This window comes from Hymenobacter sp. BT491, from assembly GCF_014349165.1.
Taxonomy (GTDB): domain Bacteria; phylum Bacteroidota; class Bacteroidia; order Cytophagales; family Hymenobacteraceae; genus Hymenobacter; species Hymenobacter jejuensis.
Window position 1 is genome coordinate 769872 of record NZ_JACSJJ010000002.1, and the last position, 18792, is coordinate 788663.

At 56.5% G+C, this 18792-nt stretch carries 18 protein-coding genes; 10 read left to right on the plus strand and 8 right to left on the minus strand.

Annotation, left to right across the window (positions count from 1 at the left end; all coding sequences use genetic code 11):
• The first annotated feature begins 80 nt into the window (after positions 1-80).
• A complete protein-coding gene (locus H9I52_RS09010) occupies positions 81-746 on the plus strand; it encodes an HAD family hydrolase (RefSeq protein ID WP_187453587.1) in 666 nt (221 codons plus the stop codon).
• Between the two features lie 142 nt (positions 747-888).
• On the plus strand, positions 889-1716 hold the full coding sequence (locus tag H9I52_RS09015; RefSeq protein ID WP_187453588.1) for a phosphatase PAP2 family protein: 828 nt from the start codon (positions 889-891) through the stop codon (positions 1714-1716).
• Positions 1717-1797: 81 nt separating this feature from the next.
• Here the strand turns inward: H9I52_RS09015 and H9I52_RS09020 are convergent, their stop codons facing one another.
• On the minus strand, positions 1798-2139 hold the full coding sequence (locus H9I52_RS09020; RefSeq protein WP_187453589.1) for a hypothetical protein: 342 nt from the start codon (positions 2137-2139) through the stop codon (positions 1798-1800).
• Between the two features lie 287 nt (positions 2140-2426).
• Between H9I52_RS09020 and H9I52_RS09025 the strand changes: the two genes are divergently transcribed.
• Both H9I52_RS09025 and H9I52_RS09030 read left to right on the plus strand, forming a co-directional pair.
• Positions 2427-2603 carry a DUF6728 family protein gene (locus tag H9I52_RS09025; RefSeq protein ID WP_165699446.1) on the plus strand — a complete coding sequence of 59 codons (177 nt, stop codon included), beginning with the start codon at positions 2427-2429 and terminating at the stop codon, positions 2601-2603.
• A 12-nt stretch (positions 2604-2615) separates the two neighbouring features.
• Positions 2616-2975: an MmcQ/YjbR family DNA-binding protein gene (locus H9I52_RS09030; RefSeq protein ID WP_139517047.1), complete on the plus strand. Its 360-nt coding sequence runs from the start codon at positions 2616-2618 to the stop codon at positions 2973-2975.
• 286 nt (positions 2976-3261) lie between these two features.
• On the opposite strand, the gene leuS is transcribed toward H9I52_RS09030, so the two are convergent.
• The 3 genes from leuS to H9I52_RS09045 all read right to left on the minus strand — a co-directional run bounded on the left by leuS (position 3262) and on the right by H9I52_RS09045 (position 7499).
• A complete protein-coding gene (leuS, locus tag H9I52_RS09035) occupies positions 3262-6048 on the minus strand; it encodes a leucine--tRNA ligase (protein ID WP_187453590.1) in 2787 nt (928 codons plus the stop codon).
• 84 nt (positions 6049-6132) lie between these two features.
• Positions 6133-6837, minus strand: a complete 705-nt coding sequence (locus H9I52_RS09040) for a spheroidene monooxygenase (RefSeq protein ID WP_187453591.1) — start codon at positions 6835-6837, stop codon at positions 6133-6135.
• Positions 6838-6992: 155 nt separating this feature from the next.
• Positions 6993-7499 (minus strand): pyridoxamine 5'-phosphate oxidase family protein, encoded by a 507-nt coding sequence (locus tag H9I52_RS09045; RefSeq protein WP_187453592.1) that lies wholly within the window; start codon positions 7497-7499, stop codon positions 6993-6995.
• Between the two features lie 104 nt (positions 7500-7603).
• Between H9I52_RS09045 and H9I52_RS09050 the strand changes: the two genes are divergently transcribed.
• Positions 7604-8194, plus strand: a complete 591-nt coding sequence (locus H9I52_RS09050) for an ACP phosphodiesterase (RefSeq protein ID WP_187453593.1) — start codon at positions 7604-7606, stop codon at positions 8192-8194.
• Positions 8195-8753: 559 nt separating this feature from the next.
• On the opposite strand, the gene H9I52_RS09055 is transcribed toward H9I52_RS09050, so the two are convergent.
• Positions 8754-9269 (minus strand): peptidylprolyl isomerase, encoded by a 516-nt coding sequence (locus H9I52_RS09055; protein WP_187453594.1) that lies wholly within the window; start codon positions 9267-9269, stop codon positions 8754-8756.
• 253 nt (positions 9270-9522) lie between these two features.
• Between H9I52_RS09055 and H9I52_RS09060 the strand changes: the two genes are divergently transcribed.
• From H9I52_RS09060 to H9I52_RS09075, 4 genes are all read left to right on the plus strand, one after another.
• Entirely contained in the window at positions 9523-10650 is a 1128-nt protein-coding gene (locus tag H9I52_RS09060; protein ID WP_187453595.1) for an SMP-30/gluconolactonase/LRE family protein, read from the plus strand.
• A gap of 223 nt (positions 10651-10873) precedes the next feature.
• On the plus strand, positions 10874-12493 hold the full coding sequence (locus H9I52_RS09065; RefSeq protein WP_316248018.1) for a glycerol-3-phosphate dehydrogenase/oxidase: 1620 nt from the start codon (positions 10874-10876) through the stop codon (positions 12491-12493).
• 279 nt (positions 12494-12772) lie between these two features.
• Positions 12773-14305, plus strand: a complete 1533-nt coding sequence (glpK, locus tag H9I52_RS09070) for a glycerol kinase GlpK (RefSeq protein ID WP_187453596.1) — start codon at positions 12773-12775, stop codon at positions 14303-14305.
• Positions 14302-15030: an MIP/aquaporin family protein gene (locus H9I52_RS09075; RefSeq protein ID WP_139517055.1), complete on the plus strand. Its 729-nt coding sequence runs from the start codon at positions 14302-14304 to the stop codon at positions 15028-15030. The genes glpK and H9I52_RS09075 overlap by 4 nt, the downstream gene beginning before the upstream one ends.
• A gap of 484 nt (positions 15031-15514) precedes the next feature.
• On the opposite strand, the gene H9I52_RS09080 is transcribed toward H9I52_RS09075, so the two are convergent.
• The gene (locus H9I52_RS09080; protein ID WP_222940442.1) at positions 15515-17494 is read right to left on the minus strand and encodes an AAA domain-containing protein; all 1980 of its coding nucleotides are present in this window, start codon (positions 17492-17494) and stop codon (positions 15515-15517) included.
• Between the two features lie 128 nt (positions 17495-17622).
• On the opposite strand from H9I52_RS09080, the gene H9I52_RS09085 reads away from it, so the two are divergent.
• Positions 17623-17964 carry a hypothetical protein gene (locus H9I52_RS09085; protein WP_187453597.1) on the plus strand — a complete coding sequence of 114 codons (342 nt, stop codon included), beginning with the start codon at positions 17623-17625 and terminating at the stop codon, positions 17962-17964.
• Positions 17965-18031: 67 nt separating this feature from the next.
• Here the strand turns inward: H9I52_RS09085 and H9I52_RS09090 are convergent, their stop codons facing one another.
• Both H9I52_RS09090 and H9I52_RS09095 read right to left on the minus strand, forming a co-directional pair.
• Positions 18032-18403 (minus strand): hypothetical protein, encoded by a 372-nt coding sequence (locus tag H9I52_RS09090; RefSeq protein ID WP_187453598.1) that lies wholly within the window; start codon positions 18401-18403, stop codon positions 18032-18034.
• A 14-nt stretch (positions 18404-18417) separates the two neighbouring features.
• Positions 18418-18768, minus strand: coding sequence for a hypothetical protein (locus H9I52_RS09095; protein ID WP_187453599.1), 351 nt, complete (start codon positions 18766-18768; stop codon positions 18418-18420).
• Positions 18769-18792 lie beyond the last annotated feature (24 nt).

Sequence of the window (18792 nt, forward strand, 5' to 3'; positions counted from 1 at the left end):
CATCATACGGGGCCGCCTATCCGTTACAGCAGAGCCACAATGGCTATTTGCTACCTTTGCCCGACTACAGGCCTTCCCGCATGATTCGTACTGTCATTTTCGATATGGACGGCGTCTTGGTTGATACCGAGCCGCTGCACCGCGACGCTTTCTTCCGCCACTTTGCCGAGTTGGGCATCACGGTATCCGATGCGGAATACGCCACGTTTTTGGGCTCCTCCACGCGCAACATGTACCAGCGCATCAAGCGGGAGTTTGGGCTTTCGCAGGACGTGGAAGCGCTGATGGTCCGCAAACGGGAGCTATTTGGCGCTGCTTTCGACCACTCAACGGAGCTGGATTTGCTGCCGGGCGCTCGGGCGCTTGTCGAAGAGCTGTACCGGCAGGGCGTGCCGTTGGTGCTGGCGTCGTCGGCTTCGAAAGAGACCATTGCGCGCGTGTTCAAGCGCTTCGAGCTCTATCCGTATTTCGACCACATCGTGAGCGGCGAAGATTTTCCGCAGTCGAAGCCGAACCCCGCTATTTTCCTGCAAGCCGCCAAACTGGCCGAAACGCCCCCCGCCGAGTGCGTGGTAATCGAGGATTCGTCCAATGGCGTAGCGGCAGCCAAAGCGGCCGGTATGTATTGCATCGGCTACAGCAGCGAGCACTCCACGGGCCAGGATCTGCACCTGGCCGACCTCGTTGTCTCCAGCCTCGGCCAGCTCGATGCCGCCACTATTATGGGGCTGGCACCCGCCCAATAAGCGGCTGATCGAAAAGCCTTAACCTTCGGGCGAAGCGCAACGTTAAGCGGTGGGCCAACTGCCTTCTTCTCCAGAAAATCTGCGTTTGGAAGAAGGTTTGGCGGTTTCTGACATTCTCGTAACCACCGTTCGCTTTTTCCCGATGAAGTATTTTTCCTGTCTGTTTCTGAGCGTGGCTTTGTGGGCCTCGCCAGGCCCGGCTGCTACGGCCCAACAAGCTCCTTCGCCCTACAAAACCCGCTTCGCCGTGGACGCGCCCATTACGGTGGGCCTCGGGGCGGCCAGTGGGCTGGGCCTTTATCTGATTCAGCAAAAGAAAGGGCTGACCAACGCCGAACTAGCGGCTTTGGATAAGAACGACGTGCCCAAGTTCGACCGGTTTTCGGCGGGCAATTACAGCCAAAAGGCCCAGACTGCCAGTGACTTCCTGTGCTACGGGAGCTTGGTGGCCGCGCCGGCTCTGCTGGCCCTGAATTCGGATGTGCGCAGCCGCTACGGGCAGGTGCTGGGCCTGTACGTGCAAACGCTCACCGCCACCGACGCCGTGTTTACCCTCACGGTCGGCTCGGTGACGCGCTATCGGCCTTTTTTGTACGGGCCCGATGGCGATGCCAGCCGCAACAGCAAGATTTCCACCAACTCATTCTTTGCCGGGCACACGGCCCACACGGCCACGGCTACATTTTTCGCCGCTAAGGTTTTTCACGATTTCAACCCCGGTTCGGCTGCCGAACCCTTTGTATGGGGCGCGGCTGCGCTGGTGCCGGCGGCCGTCGCGTATTACCGCATCGAGGCCGGCAAGCACTTCCTGTCCGACAACATTGTGGGGTACGTGGTCGGAGCTACGGCGGGCATTTTGGTGCCGCAGCTGCACAAAAAGGCCTCCAACGGCCTGAGCGTGCTGCCCATTCAGGGCCTGACGCCTCAGGGCCACTCGTACAGCGGCCTGCTGCTGGTGAAGCAGCTCTAGCTGCCGAAACGCGATACCAGAGCATTATCCCTTCCTGTGTATAAGTATTTAATAATCAAATACTTATACACAGGAAGGGTTTTATTTGCACGTCTCCTTACGTCGCGTATCAATGATGTAGGCGATTTTCCAGCCCCCGGCCAGCTTCACCAGTTGAAAAGAATCGTAGCCGCAGTGGCTGAACTTGTTGCCCAAATAGAATTCGTAAGGAGCCCACACACTGGCTAAGTTCGCATCAATCAACACTTTATCGAAGCTGATGCGCTCATCCCACACGTCGGGGTGGGGCGTGTCTACGGCTTTCAGAAACTCGTTTGGGCTTTCGACCTGGAGTTGCGGGGTGCCGTTGCGGTTGGCGATGGTGTGCAGTACTGCGCCCGGCGCTAACGCGCTGCGTACCAAGGTGCTGTCGCCCTTGCGCATGCCGTCGAAGAAGGTAGTGACGGTTTTTTCACCGCGGCCGTTTCGGCGGAAGTTGCCTGGGCGAACGCGCTGGCGCTCGTGGTTAGCAGCAGGCCGGAAAGTAAGATTTTGATCATGAACAGCGTACGATTTACTGGGTGGGCCTCAACGACACGCGGGCTGGGTTGGGGTTGCAAAGGGCTAGCCTGGGCATGCGGGCAAAACGGATATTCACCGGAATATTGTTAGTTTTCCATAAATCTTTCTGCCTTCCGGGGTGTTATAGATTCATACCAAAAGCCCACTCCATGCGTACCAAAGGCCTTTTTAACCTCGGACCCGTTTTCGGTTATTTCTTCCGCAAAAACGATCCGAACCGGCATAGCAACTTCAACCTGCGCACGATGCATTTCATCAACAAGCTGAGCATGGCCATGTTCCTGGTCGGCTTCTTGGTGCTGATTTATCGTTGGTTTATTCGCTAAGTCTCTCTGGCAATGAACATTGAGGATTTCCGCGACTACTGCTTGCTGAAACCCGGTGTTGTCGAAGATACCCCCTTCGACCTGGACACGCTCGTGTTCAAAGTCGGCGGTAAGATCTTCGCCCTCACCGACATTAGCACATTTGGAAGCGTTAATCTGAAGTGTGACCCGGAGCGTGCCATTCAGCTTCGTGAGGAGTACGATTACGTGCTGCCGGGTTATCACATGAACAAGAAACACTGGAACACCATCCTCATCGGCACTGGTGTCAGCGACCGCCAGTTGCGGGAATGGGTTGATCATTCCTACGAGTTGGTGTTGAAATCCTTGCCCAAGGCCAAGCGCGAAGCCGCCGCCGGCCCCGAGGAATAAAGCGTTGATTATCCGAATAATAGAAAAGCCCGTGGCATTGCTGCCGCGGGCTTTTTCTATTGTCAGTACCTCACTTGCTGAGCATTGTCCTGTAACCCGCCCGCCTGTCATCCTGAGCTTGCGAAGGACCTTATCACGGCAGAACAGACAAAAAGGCGGTCATGCAGAGCGGAAGCGAAGCATCTTGCTCGCTGACATCAGGTTACCAACTCAACGAAGCGGTAAAGATGCTTCGCTTCCGCTCTGCATGACGTTCTTGTATTGTAAATTATTGATTATTAATGACTTACAGAACAACGTTTACCATGCGGCCGGGAACTACGATTACTTTCTTCGGGGTTTTGCCCTCGCCGAATTTCTCAAATACCTCAGAGGCAAGTACTTCCTGCTCGATGTCGCTGGCGGGCGCGGAGGCGGCGAACGTCATTTTGCCGCGCATCTTGCCGTTGAACGCAATGGGATATTCCACCGTGTCTTCGGCCAGGTATTTCTCCTCAAAAACCGGGAACTGCGCCGTACTAATGCTGCCTGCTTCGTGGCCCAGTTCCTGCCACAGCTCTTCGGCCAAGTGCGGCGCATAGGGCGACAGGATGATGGTCAGCGGCTCCAAAATCGCACGTTTGTGCGTGCTTAGGGCCGTGAGCTCGTTCACGCAGATCATGAATGTACTTACCGACGTGTTGAAGGAGAACCGCTCGATATCCTCCTGTGCCTTCCGAATGGCTTTGTGCAAGGCCTTCAGCTCGGCGGCGGATGGAGCTTCGTCAGTTACAGCCAAAGCACCGTCTTCGGGGTGGAACAAGCGCCAGAGCTTCTTCAGGAAATTCGAAACGCCGCTCATGCCGCTGGTATTCCACGGCTTGAACTGCTCCAACGGGCCGAGGAACATCTCGTACATACGCAACGCGTCGGCGCCGTACCGCTCAATGAGGTCGTCGGGGTTGACTACGTTGTGCTTCGACTTCGACATCTTCTCGACTTCCCAGCCACAAACATAGCGGCCGTCCTCTTCGGTGATGAACACCGCATCAGCGTAGTCTTCGCGCCACTTGCGGAAGGCTTCTACGTCGAGCACGTCGTTGCTATCTACCAAGCTTACATCAGCATGCAAAGCAGTGGTTTCGTATTGATTTTTCTTGGAAAGCGTTACAAACTCATTCGTGCCGTTAACCCGGTACACAAAGTTCGAGCGGCCCAAAATCATCCCTTGGTTGATGAGCTTCTGGAACGGCTCGTTACCGCTCACAAGGCCCAGGTCCTTCAGGAACAAATACCAGAAGCGGGAGTAGAGCAAGTGACCCGTAGCGTGCTCTGCGCCACCCATATATAAATCGACATTGCCCCAATACTGTTCTGCTTCTTGGCCCACGAAACGCTCGTTGTTGTGCGGGTCCATGTAGCGGAGGTAGTACCACGATGAGCCAGCCCAGCCGGGCATCGTGCTCAGCTCGTAATCGTATTGGCCTTTGTACTTCCAGTCCTTGGCGCGGCCCAATGGGGGTTCGCCGGTTTCAGTAGGCTTGTACTCATCGATTTCGGGCAGCACAAGCGGCAAATCGGCTTCGGCCACGCCGTAGGCGGTGCCGTCTTTGTAATAGATCGGGATGGGCTCGCCCCAGTAGCGCTGGCGGCCAAAAATGGCGTCGCGCAACCGGAAATTAACTTTGCCTTTGCCGAGGTTATGCTCTTCCAGCCAGCTAATCAGCTTGTCGGTAGCCTCTTTGTAGGTGAGGCCGTTGATAATGCCGGAGTTGATGTAGCGGCCTTCCTTAGTTGGATCGGCCTGGTGCTCAATGTCTTTCTGGGCGTCGGTTACCTGAATGATGGGCAGGTCGAAGTGCTTGGCAAACAGGTAGTCGCGCTGGTCGCCGGAAGGAACGGCCATCACGGCACCAGTGCCGTAGCCGGCCAGCACGTAGTCGGCCAGCCACACCGGCACGGGCTCGCCGCTGACGGGATTCAGGGCGTAGCTGCCCGTAAATACGCCCGAAACGGTTTTGGTATCGGCCATGCGGTCGCGCTCCGAGCGGTGCTTGCTCTGCGTCACGTAGGCTTCTACGGCTTCGCGCTGTTCGGGCGTGGTGAGCTGTGCAGCTAGCTCATGCTCAGGGGCTAACACCATGAACGTGGCGCCATAAATGGTATCGACGCGCGTGGTATAAACCTTGATGCTCTGGTTTGGGTCGTTCTGAAGCGGGAAGATCACTTCCGCGCCCACTGAGCGGCCAATCCAGTTGCGCTGCATTTCCTTCACCGCGTCCGGCCAGTCGATCATGTCGAGGCCCTGCAACAGGCGGTCGGCGTAGGCCGTGATGCGCAGGTTCCATTGCGGCATCAAGCGCCGCTCGACGGGATAGCCGCCGCGCTCCGAAAGCCCGTCTTTTACCTCGTCGTTCGAGAGCACCGTACCCAGCGCTGCGCACCAGTTTACATACGTATCCGATTGATAGGCAAGACGATACGGATGCACCGCTGCAAGGCGCTGCTTTTCGCTCATCATCTGCCACTGGCCGGCCGAAAACTCGTGGCGATCTTCCTCGTCGCCAGCGGCGCGGATGCCGGCGCTGCCGTTCTGCTCAAACTTGTCGAGCAGCGTTTTGATGGGCTCGGCGCGGTCGGTGTCGAGGTTGTACCAGGCGTTGAACAGCTTCAGGAAGATCCACTGCGTCCACTTGTAGTAGCTGGGGTCGGAGGTGCGCACTTCGCGGCTCCAATCATAGCTAAAACCCAGCGACGACAACTGCTCGATGTAACGGGCAATGTTTTCGCGGGTCGTTTTTTCGGGGTGCTGGCCGGTCTGGATGGCGTACTGCTCGGCGGGCAGGCCAAACGAGTCGAAACCCATGGGATGCAGCACGTTAAAGCCCTGCAAGCGCTTGAATCGCGTAACAATATCGGAGGCAATGTAGCCCAGCGGGTGCCCCACGTGCAGGCCAGCGCCCGACGGGTACGGGAACATGTCGAGGACGTAGTACTTGGGCTTATCCGATTGATTATCAGCCTTAAACGTATTATGTTCTTTCCAGTGGGCTTGCCACTTTTTCTCAATTTCCTCCGGACGGTATGCGGGCATGGGGCTAGGGTTTGTCCATTCGTATATGGATCGCGAAATTACGGGTAATTGCCGTAGCGTGGTAGGGCGGCTCTGCCGAAGCTCTTACAGCACCCGTTGGCCGTTCCAGGTGCCTTCCGTTTTCAGCACCCGGAAACGGGCAAACAACTCTTCTTTGTACCACTGCTCGGCGCGCGTGCGCTGAATGACTTCGCGGTGCAAAGGGCCACGGTAGGCATACTGCTGCATGGCCTCCGCCGATTCCCAGAGGCTAAACGTCGCTTGCCGCACCAACGGCAGCTCGCCCAGCCCGATCGAGGCCAACAGGCCCGAAGCTTCGGCCAGCGCGGTGCTCGTTTGGGGCACAAACTTCCAGAAGCGCGGGGCCTTCAGCAGCCGAATCGAAGCCCGCGTCAGGACCGCAACGGGCCCGTCAGCAGAATCCTTGGCCATTGCTTCTGCTTGATACTCAAAGGGATTGACGCCGTCCCAGAGGCCGTGGGAGCGAAGCGGTGCCAGATACGCCGTCCAGATTTCTTGGCAGCGCCGCTCGTATTTTTGATACAGGGCATGGCCGCCGAAAAAAGCGGCGGCGGCTTCCTCCGATTCCCACACGGCCATCATCCCGTAACGGTGAAAATTGGGCGTCAGGCCAAAACCTTGTCCCTTGCCGCTGCCAAACAGCTTAAAAAAACGCAGCCCCGGCACTCGTTGCAGCTGCGGCGGCGAAGTACCCATCTGGGCCAATCCCCAACGGACGTTGCCAGGCGCTAAGCCAAAAAGCGTAAGGGTGGTGAGCGGAGAAGGCAAGAAGGAAGGGCGTTATACCAAAGTGTAGGCAAATGTAGGAAGGCAGACTCGCGTCTTTGCAAGGGCTGCTCAAACGAAGCCGGTTTGCTGCTAATGCAACAAAAAAGGATCGGAATTGCTTCCGATCCTTTTGTAATCATCAATAAATCAAATACTTATGGATTTACCTTTGCGTGCTCGTCGCCGGTTGGCTGGTAGCGCTCGCCGGTAGTCACGGCTTTTACGTAGCCAAAAGCCCGCACCAACAGGCTGCTGGGCTGATCCCAATACTCGCCGCGGTCGATGTCGATGCGCAGCAAAGCGATGTTCGGATCTTCCTGGCCTTTGGGGAACCAGGCCCGCAGGCCTTCCGACCAGTATTTCTTGATCAGCTCCTTGTCGGATGTGACCGTGGCCTTGCCGGAAATCGACACGTACAGGTTATCGTCGGGTTTGGAATAGCCCAGATTAACGTGGTTTTCTTTGCGAACCTCGTAAATCTTGGCGGAGTCTTTTTCGGTGAAAAACCACAGCGTGCCGTCTTTTTCCGGCTCCTGGGTGTACATCGGGCGGCTATGCAGGGTGCCGTCCTCGTCGTAGGTGGTCAGCATCGCAATCTTGATGTCTTTGATTCTCTCAATCAATTTCGTGACATCATTGCTGACAGCAACTTTTTCGGCCATGACAGGGGTGTTTTGGTAGTGGAGGATAGTCCACAGAAGTACGGCCCTGCTGCCTGAAGGTTCTGTTTCAGCGGGTTCGCCGCCGGTAGAGTACCTTTGAACCCGTGAATTTTCTGGCGCACCTCTACCTTTCCGGCTCCGACGACCCCGACTTGCTCCTCGGCAACTTCATTGCTGACTCAGTGCCCGGCCGGCAACTCGAAAAATATGCGCCCGGCATTCAGCGCGGCATTCGGCTGCACCGCCACATCGACACCTTCACCGACCAGCACCCAGTGGTACGACGCGCCACGCTGCGGCTGCGGGAGGCGGGCTACGGCAAGTACGCCGGTGTTATTTCCGACGTGTTTTTCGACCATTTTTTGGCTCGCAACTTCAGCGAATTTTCCCGCGTGCCCTTGGCCGAGTTTTGCCAGCGCGCGTATGCGCTGCTCACGCGCCGCGCCGCCGAAATGCCTGAGCGGGTGCAGTATTTTTTGCCCTACATGGTGCAGCACAACTGGCTCTTGCACTACGCTGATTTTGAAGGTATTGCGGCCTCTCTTCGTGGCTTGAGCCGCCGCGCTTCGCCGGGCTCCGGCATGGAAACAGCCGTGGAAGAGCTAAAGCGACAGTACGCAGCCTATGAAGCGGATTTTCGGGAGTTTTTCCCGGAATTGCAGGCAGAGGTTGAGCTAAGAGGTTCAACTACTTAATCGCAAGAATTCTTGTGTGAATAACATTGCGCTAAACCCGCGCTAGTGATGGGGGTATACATACTCTTGCATGCATCAATTCTTATCCCATTTGATAAAGAAATACCAATAGTCGTTTCTGGGATCTTCGTACAGGGTGGCCTCACCCCACGCGAAGGTGTTCTTCGCTTGCAGTCCCATTGCAGCCAGTATGGTACGTAATTGCGTATGCTGCTCACTACGGGGCGGACCAGTAGCCAAATCACTTGAGTTAAGGATTATGGAGACACTCTGCACGCTGTGGCTCCGGAAAAGCGCTGAGAGCACCAAGTTCTCATCTGCTTGGTTTGGGGTCGGAACGAAGCCTAGTCTTTCCCATTCTCCGTTTTGGGTTAACGGGCGTAGTGCTCCTTTTCCGCTTAGTTTATCGGTCAGCGACAGCAAAGTTTCGTGCTTGGAAAGCACGATATTGTAAATACTTAGACTCCCAGCGGCAGCATCTAGTGTCATATTCCTTCTAGAGAATTTGAATAAAAAACGGGGCCTATAGCCCCGTTTTTTCAACTCACGAAAGTAACTTCTAATGGTGATGCCCGCCTTCGCCGTGCACGTGTCCGTGCTCTAGCTCTTCCTGCGTGGCTTCGCGCACCGACTGCACCTGGCCGTCGAAGTGCATGACCATGCCGGCGAGGGGGTGGTTGAAGTCCATCTGCACTTCGTCGGAGCCGATGGCGACAATTTTGCCCTGCATGTGGTTGCCTTGGTTGTCGGCCATGGGCAGGTAGTTGCCTACTTGCAGCATTTCCTCGTCCATCTGGCCGTCGATTTCAAATACCTGCTTCGGGATTTTTACTAGGGCTTGCTCGTCGTAGTCGCCGTAGGCTTGCTCGGGCGTGAGGGAGAAGCTAAAGGCATCGCCGTCGCTTTTGCCATCTAGTTGATGCTCAAACTCTTCTGGTAAGCCGCTCTGGCCGAACAAAAAGACCATGGGACTGTCGGCTTCCGCCGATTCGACGAGCACTTTCTGGTTGTTTTCGTCAGTCACGCTCAGGTCGTAGGTGATCGTGACGACTTTGTTGGGGCTGATTTGGGCCATAAATAGGGGTGGACCGCGGTCCGGGTGAGAGGTTGAAAGAAAGGTTTCGGGCGGCTAGTTACGGAAATGACGCCGGATTCGTGGGCATCCTGTCCTTGTTAGATAAGAACCTGGAAATCTTACGTTTTCCTACGCAAGATTTTGGCATTTGGCTAACTGGCTCACGGCTATTGCGTTAAGCAGAACATTAAAACTGATTAACAATCTGTTAGGCTGCGTTACTATAACGCGCAGAGTATCAATCGCTACACCCATGAACCAAACCCTGACCGCGCTGCTGCTGGGCGGCGCTCTGTTGGCCGGCTGCCAGCAAAAGAAAAACACCCCCGAACAAGCCAGCCAGGCCGCCGCTACCGATTCGGCGGTGGCCGCAACCGACGCGGCCGCCCGCGTGGGCAAGCCGGTATTGCTGCACACGCTGCCCGACCAATACAACACGCCCGATGGCCTCGCGCTGGCGCCCAACGGCAGCCTGATCCTGTCCGTTCCGAACCTGGCCGACAACAAATACCCGGCGGTGCTGCTCGAAATGACCGACGACACCATCAAGCCCTATCTGACCAACCTGCCCGTGCAGCCCGATACCAAGCACGCCGCCCCCATGGACTTGGCTTTTGGGCCCGATGGTAACCTCTATTATGCTGAAAATCAGTACGAAAACGACAAGAATTTCAAATCGCGGCTGATGCGCGTGCGCGTGCAAAACGGCAAGCCCGGCGCCGTAGAAACCGTGGTCGACAACTTCGCGCTGGCTAACGCTGTGGTGTGGAAAGGTAATACGATCTATGTGACTGATAGTCAATGGGATATGCCCAACGACGACAAGGGTAGCGCCATTTTGCGTTTCACGCTCGCCGAACTGAACAAAGGCCCCGTGCACCTGAAGCCCAAAATGATGGACCCGCACGTGCTGACTACCTTCACGACGGCCGTGAACGAGACCGGCGTGGACAACGGCGCCGACGGCCTCGACTACGACAGCAAAGGCAACTTCTACACCGGCTCCTTCGGCGATGGCACCTTCTACAAAGTCACGCTCAAACCCGATGGCAGCCTCGCCAAAAAGGAAGCTATGGCGCTGAAAGGCAAGAAGATACCCTGCATCGATGGCCTCATTATCGACCGCACAACCGATAAGGCGTACGTCTGCAATTCGCGCGAAAACGCCATTGAAATCATCAATCTGGCCGATGGCACCGTCACGACGCTGGCCCAAAACGGCGACACCGACGGCCAGAACGGCTTGCTCGATCAGCCCGCCGAAGTGCTGCTGAAGGGCAACCGTTTGTATATCAGTGATTTTGACAAGCCCGAAAAGAAGTTCGTCAACCAGAAGTCCGATGCCCCGCACACGATGTCCTACATCGACGTGCAGAAGTAGACGCAACTACGGGGTAATGCTTATACTCATCATTTATTCTGTAAACCTCTGTATATCTGTGGTTTGTGTAGACTCTATGCACTTGTGGTAACCTCAAGAGTACGCGGCCGGGAAATCCTTTGCGCGCTGACAAAAGCAGACGGTTACGGTTCAGGTGATAGGTAACGGATAAGCTGTTATCTTGAAACAAGTAAGTTTCAGCAGGTTATAACCCCTTGTACCGATGCAGCACCAAGCGACCGCCCTTTCTTTTGCCCGCGAAACCCTGTTGCAGCAAATGGTCGGCACCCCCAGTTGGGATTTGATTGTAATCGGAGGGGGCGCGACGGGCTTGGGTGTCGCGTTGGATGGCATCAGTCGGGGGTACAAAACCTTGTTGTTGGAGCAGGTAGACTTTGCCAAGGGTACCTCCAGCCGCAGCACCAAACTCGTGCACGGGGGCGTGCGCTACCTGGCCCAAGGCAACGTAGGGCTGGTGCGCGAAGCGCTCTACGAACGGGGGCTGTTGCTGCAAAACGCGCCACATCTGGTTAAAAACCAAGATTTTGTAATTCCGAATTACGATTGGTGGGGTGGGCCTTTCTATACCATCGGCCTGAAGATGTACGACGTGCTCGCGGGGCGCTTGAGCTTGGGCGCCTCGGTGCACCTGAGCCGACAGCAAACACTGGAGCGCCTCAGTACGCTGCAGCCGGCGGGTCTGCGCGGCGGCGTGCTCTACCACGACGGCCAATTTGACGATGCACGTCTCGCCGTCAACCTCGCCCAAACGGCCATTGAGCAGGGCGGTACTCTCCTGAATTATTTCGAAGTAAAAAGTCTGCTGAAAGACCCGCAGGGCCAGATAACCGGAGTAACCGCCACCGACCAAGAAACGGGCACCGCGTACGAATTGCAGGCGCGGGCCGTGGTGAATGCCACCGGTATTTTCGTGGATGAAATCCGGCAGATGGACCAGCCGGGTACGCCGAAGCTGGTACGCCCTAGCCAGGGGATACATTTGGTAGTAGATAAATCGTTTCTGCCTGGTAACGAGGCGCTTATGATTCCGAAAACCGATGATGGCCGGGTGCTGTTTGCCGTGCCGTGGCATAATCGGGTGGTGCTGGGCACGACCGATACGCTGCTCAACGCCTACAGCCAGGAGCCCAAGGCATTGGAGGAAGAGATTGAGTTTGTGCTGCGCACGGCCGGGCGCTATTTGGTTCGTGCCCCGAAGCGCAGCGATGTGCTGAGTATGTACGCCGGGCTGCGGCCGCTGGCGGCCTCCCAAAACGGCTCGCAGAAGACGAAAGAAATCTCGCGCAGCCACAAAATCATGGTGTCGGAAACGGGGCTGATCACCATCACGGGCGGCAAATGGACGACGTACCGCCGCATGGGCCAGGATACTATCGACAAAGCCATTGCCTTGGGTAAGTTGCCCGCTGCTGTCAGCCAGACGGCGCATCTACCCATTCACGGTGCCCTGCCGACCGCCGACCATAGCCCGCACCTCGCCGTATACGGTAGCGACCAAGTGCCTTTGCTACAATTGATTACAGATGAGCCGGCATGGGGCGAGAAGATTGACGCCGCGCTGGAATTTCTAAAGGCGGAAGTGGTGTGGGCGGCCCGCTTCGAAATGGCTCGCACGGTAGAAGATGTGCTCGCTCGTCGCGTGCGCATCCTGTTTCTGGATGCCAGGGCAGCTATTCGCGCGGCTCCGGAAGTCGCGGCGCTGCTGGCCCAGGAGCTAGGCCACGATGCGCAGTGGCAACGGCAGCAAGTAGACACCTTCACCCAGGTAGCCCGCCACTATGTATTGCAGGAACAAGCTGCAGCGGTGGGCGTGGAAGACTAAAATCTGCTTTACTAGAGCTACAAGCTAGTTCCCCTCCTTAGCTAAGGAGGGGTTAGGGGTGGTTGAAAGGTTAGAATTAGAATCTAGAACTAGAATTCGTTCTGATAATTGCCAACCACCCCTAACCCCTCCTCAGCTGAGGAGGGGTTAGGGGTGGTGGCCCTGATTTACAATCTTGGCTATAGCCAACTTCAACAGATTCTTGCCTGCATATCACGGGTTTTCGACTTTTTCTTCTTCCTTAGCGATTCCGCAGCTTCCCACTCTCAATCGCTTTGTATGCAGCAATTTATCCTGGCTTTGGATCAGGGAACGACGAGCTCTCGAGCCATTCTGTTCGACCAAAAAGGGCATATCGTTTCGCAGGCCCAGAAAGAGTTTACCCAAATCTTTCCCCGCCCGGGATGGGTAGAGCACGATCCGCGCGAAATCTGGTCGACGCAGGCGGGAGTAGCGGCCGAAGCGACGGTGAAAGCCGGGCACAACGGCAGCAACATCGCAGCCATCGGCATCACCAACCAGCGCGAAACAGTGGTAGTCTGGGATCGCAAAGATGGCAAGCCCGTCTACAACGCCATTGTGTGGCAAGACCGCCGTACGGCCGAATACTGCGACCAACTCAAAGCGGATGGCCACGAAGAAATGATCCGGGCCAAGACCGGCTTGGTGCTCGACGCTTATTTTTCGGCTAGCAAAGTCCGGTGGATTTTGGATAACGTGAAAGGGGCCCGTAAAAAGGCCGCGGCCGGTAAGCTGCTCTTCGGTACCGTGGACACGTGGCTGATCTGGAACCTGACGCAAGGCCAGCGGCACGTAACTGACGTGACCAATGCCTCGCGTACTATGTTGTTAAATATCAATACGTTGGAGTGGGACGACGAGCTGCTGGCCCTTTTTGATATTCCGCGCAGCATGCTGCCCGAAGTGCGGCAGTCCAGCGAAATTTATGGGGAAACCAGCACGACGCTTTTCGCCTCCAAAATTCCGATTTCGGGCATTGCCGGCGACCAACAGGCGGCGCTGTTTGGGCAGCATTGCATGAGTCCGGGCATGGTCAAAAATACCTACGGAACGGGCTGCTTCATGCTGATGAACATTGGCAACGAGCCCAAGCCTTCTCGCAACAACCTGCTGACCACGGTGGCCTGGAAGCTCAACGGGCAAGTGCAATATGCGCTGGAGGGCAGCATTTTCATTGCCGGGGCCGTGGTGCAGTGGCTGCGCGACAACATGGGCGTGATCCGCACGTCGGCACAAGTTGAAAAGCTGGCCCGCCAGGTCAGCAGCACCGACGGCGTATATTTTGTGCCCGCCTTTGCCGGCCTGGGCGCTCCTTATTGGGATCCCTACGCCCGCGGCACCATCTTCGGCCTGACGCGCGCCACCAAAGCCGCCCACGTGGCCCGGGCAGCGCTGGAAGCCATTGCCTACCAAACGATGGATGTGCTCAAGGCTATGGAAGCCGATTCAGGCCTGTCGATCAAGGAGTTGCGCGTCGATGGGGGTGCCACAGTCAACGAGTTGCTGATGCAGTTTCAGGCCGACGTGCTCGATACCCAGGTGGTGCGCCCCAAGATGACCGAAACGACTGCGTTGGGTGCCGCTTACCTCGCGGGCTTAGCCGTGGGATACTGGCGCGACGCGGACGAAATCCAGCAGCTCGGCCAGGCCGACACCGTTTTCAACCCCAAAGCCGATCGCGACGGCATTGCGGCAGGCATCAGCAACTGGCACCGGGCTGTGCAGGCGCTGCAAGTCTGGTCGGGTGCTTCGCAACCCATTGTTTCACAAGTACTTACTGAAACTAAATGACGCCCTTCGCCGCCGAATTTGTGGGCACTGCTCTCCTGATATTGATTGGCGACGGCGTGGTGGCCAACGTCGTGCTAACGGATACCAAAGGCCACAACAGCGGCTGGATCGTGATTACAACAGCTTGGGCACTAGCCGTTTATGTGGGAGTGGTGGTGGCGGGGCCGTACAGCGGCGCCCACCTCAACCCGGCCGTGACCCTGGGGCTGGCGGTGGCCGGCAAGTTTGCCTGGGCGCTGGTGCCGCAATACATCGGGGCGCAATTTGCGGGTGGTTTGCTGGGAGCCGGCTTGGTGTGGCTGCTCTACAAAGATCACTTCGACCGCACCCGCGAGCCGGCCCTGCAACTGGCCGTGTTTTGTACCGGCCCAGCCATCCGCAACCACCGCCTGAACCTGATCAGCGAAATAATTGGCACGTTCGTGCTGATGCTGACCGTGTTGTACATCACCGGCGCCGAACTTACGGCCACGCATGCGGCCGTAGGGCTGGGCTCGGTAGGAGCCTTGCCGGTGGCGTTTCTGGTGTGGGCGATCGGGTTGGGGCTGGGCGGCACGACGGGCTACGCCATCAACCCCGCCCGCGACCTTTCGCCGCGCTTGGCGCATGCGCTGCTCCCGATCCGTGGCAAGGGTTCCAGCGAGTGGTCGTATGCCTGGATTCCCATCGTAGGGCCGGTGATAGGGGCCGCCCTAGCCGCCCTGACGTTTCTGCAACTCCAGTAAAAGCCTATCCGGAAGCGGTAGTATTGCCGGACTTATAGCAAGGTGTTTGGCCGGTTATCATGCGTGCATTCTCGACTACTTTTCTGTTGCTGACAAGTTTAAGGCTGATTTCAACCCAATGCAGCTCTCTTACACCTGCTGCCTCCACCGCCGAAACCGATTTAGCGGCGGAGCCTAAGCCCAGTGCTACATGATTACTGAGCTTACAGGCCATCTCCACAACTTAAGCCACTTGCACAATATCAATGGCTGGGTGTCTGCCCAAAACAGCACGGCCGGCCTGCAACCTGTTGAGTTTTAGATACTTAGCTAAAGGTCGATAGATTTTGGTGGTTTCTGAGTGTGCAAGGGATTGTCGTCAGAAAATCAGATTACAAAAAAGCCCTAACCTTGCTGGTTAGGGTTTTTTTGTAATAAATTGATTGTCAATGCGTTATATTGATCGCTTATAGTGAGCGAGTTCGGGTAACATAGAGTGGCAACCCTACTGCATCTCCCAAGCCGTGCGGTATGCGCCAATGCTCTCGACATAGTCGAGAAAGTTTTTGTAGAACTCGTGGCGGCCGAGCGTGCCGGAATCGCCGACGATGAGCAGCTTGCGGCGCGCGCGCGTCATGCCGACGTTCATGCGGCGAATGTCGGAGAGAAAGCCAATGTCGCCTTGGTCGTTGCTGCGCGTCATGGTGATGCAGATGATGTCGCGCTCCTGGCCCTGAAACGAATCGACGGTGCCGACCGACAGCAGGCGGTGCGTTACCATTTCGGCTAGCTCCGGAATCTCTTCCACTTTGTCTTTCAGGTAGTTAATCTGGGCGCGATACGGCGCGATGACGCCCACCGTGAGCAAATCTTCCAGGTGATCTTCGGGTACGTACACGCGCAACAATTCCGACAGACGGCGTAACAGCAAGTCGGCCTCCTCAGGGTTGGCAACGGAGCGGCTTTCGGCAATACCCAGTTCCTGGAAGCCAAAGCCGGCCGTATCCAGAAACTCCACGGCCAGGTCGGGGGCGAAGCGCAGGTCGTAGTCGGGCAGGTCGGCGTGCGCCACGCTGGGCGCGGCCACCAGCTTGCCGTCGTAAAATTGCTCCGAGCTAAACTCCATGATCTGCTCGTGCATGCGGTACTGCACCTGCAACATGCGCGACGCGTCGGGCTGGCGCAGAATGCATTTTTCAAACAAGGTTTCGCGCAGGCCATCGCGGGCAGCTTGCTCGCTTTTCACGGTGGGCGGCAGCTGGCAGTGGTCGCCGGCCAGCACCACGCGGTTGGCCTTCGTAATTGGAATCCAGCAGCCAGGCTCCAGGGCTTGGGCCGCTTCATCGATGAAAACCGTTTCGTACGTCAGATGCCGGATCGCGCGGTTGGAAGCGCCTACTAATGTGCATGTTATGACTTGCACCTGATCCAGCAGGTTTTCGGTGATGTAGCGCTCCAGTTGATCCGATTCCTGTAGCATCTGGTGGGCCTGTTCCTTGAGCACGCGGCGCTGTTCGCGCTCTTCGTAGCCGAAATGACGCTTGTATTTGCTGGCCATTTCGCGGTACTGCTCCGCCGTTTGCCGCATCGACTTCAGCTCACTGTAGCTCTTGTGCGACATAATTTGGGCGTCGAGCGTGTGTTGCAGCAGCAAATCCGACACCCGCGACGGGTTGCCCATCCGGATGACGTTGACGCCGCGCTCGGCCAGTTTTTCGGTCAGCAAATCCACGGCCGTATTCGAGGGCGCGCACACCAGCACGCGGCGCTCGCGCCGGATGGTTTCCAGAATAGCCTGCACCAACGTCGTGGTTTTGCCCGTGCCCGGCGGGCCGTGAATAATGGCCACATCCTGCGCGGCCAGCACGTGCCGCACCGCCGCCAGCTGAGACTCATTAAGCGGACTCGGGTAATACAGCGTGGCTTCCGAAGCGGGCTTGTAACGGGCTGGGCGGGCACCCAGCAGCACGTCGCGCAGCTCCGCCAAGCGCGATTCGTAGGCGCCCATCACCTTGCCCAAGGCGTATTCCATCTCGCGGTAGCTCACCTCGTCGAAGGTCAGGTCCACGCCCAGCTTGCCCTCATCTACCCAATCGGGCAGATCTTCTTTGTTGGTGGCGAGCAGAATTTTGTTGCGCTTAACGCTGGTAATCACGCCGTTGAGCGTGGGGCGGTCGGAGCCGGCACGGTTGGGAATATTACCGAAAAGTGCCGCGTTTTTGCCTACCTGAAACAAGTGCAGGCTGCTTTGCGAGGCCGGGCGTTCGAGTTCGAGGACGAGCTTGCCCCCGAAGCCAATGTCTTCTTTGGTGATGGTAACCGGGTACCACGTCAGGCCGCGGTGCTGACGCTCGGCAATGGTGGTTTTGGCGCTGCGAATCTTGAACTGCTCCAGGTCTTCCTGCTGCTCAAGTTTGAGCAAGGCCTGCACTTTACGCAGCTCTTTTTCCAGCGCGTAAGGGTCGGTGTATGTGGTTTCGGACAAAAGAATGAGTAGTTGGGATTCGTTGGTAACAACGAAAACGGCAAAAGGGTGGCTTAAGGTCGAGGAGAAAATTAATTTTGGCTACCTAAGCGAGTTCTGCGCAGAGGCGTCTGGAACCTTAGCAAGTTATGCCAATGAATCCGCCCAAATCAATTGGATTACTACGAAAATTTGTTTCAACTGCCCGCTCAGTCACTACGGGGCAGGTTAGCTTACCGCTTGGCATTATGCGGTTAGAGAGAAATTTATACTGGTTAGCGCAGTACGATATCAGGCCCCTGAGCGATGAAGAATTGAAAACTGTAAATGCTTATTGTTCTCGCATTAAAGAATTTCCTATTGAGCAGGAAAGAACTTATTGGGAACCTAACACATTGCAGAGCTTAGACGAGAAACTTGAGCGCATAACTGCCAAATACCAACCTAGGCTTTTGAGCATTCTGGTTCGAATTGTAACTGAAACAGCTTAAGTTAATCCCAGCCACGCATTCACCAAAATGCTCAGAATGAGTACATTTCTGCCTGAAGGGTACGTTTCTACTCAAAAAAATCACTCGAATCCGTTTGGCTGAAGTACTTGTTCAGCGTGCCTAGATCCGCGAAAACGGGGCCGACAATGCGAAGAAAGTGCTGCACGGTTTTTTCATCATCGGCCAAAAACAGCAGGCGCGCCGCGGTCGAATAGCCGCTTACGTGGTCCAGCAGCTCCGGTGCTTCTTCCTCCAGCATCGTGGTGATGTGCTCTTCCCACGACAAGCCGCTGCCGCCAAAACCGTATTTTTCAAACAGGTAGAAATACCCTTCCAGCGCCGCATCCGCTTCGACGTCGGCCGTGATGCCCCACAGAAATTCTTCCGTGCGCAGGTGTTCCGGAAGGCGGTAAACTTTGAAAGGGAAAGTGTTTTCCATGGGGAAGCAAAAGGTTATTCCGAGAACTCCTCGCCGCAATTTCGGCATTGGTAGAGGGTCGTGCCGGCGTAAAAAAGGCGTTTCAGCCACGAGGTGCGCGGCACGGGCCACGCGTCGGGCGAGCCGCAGCGGGGGCAACGTTGGGGCAACGGCTCGGTGCGCTTGCGCTCAAACTCCGCCAGTATTTCCTGGGCGGCCACCGTTTCGTCGGCTTCAATCAGAAGCTGGTAATACAGCCCGTCGCCAAACGGCAGCGACGGCGGTCCGCACGTCTTGACCAACGACACGATCTCGGCGTCGAGCAGTTGATTGTACAGCCCCACCGCTTCGGCGTAAGTCAGGTAATTGGCAGCCGGGACGAGCATTTTTTAGGTATATTTATAAATAAT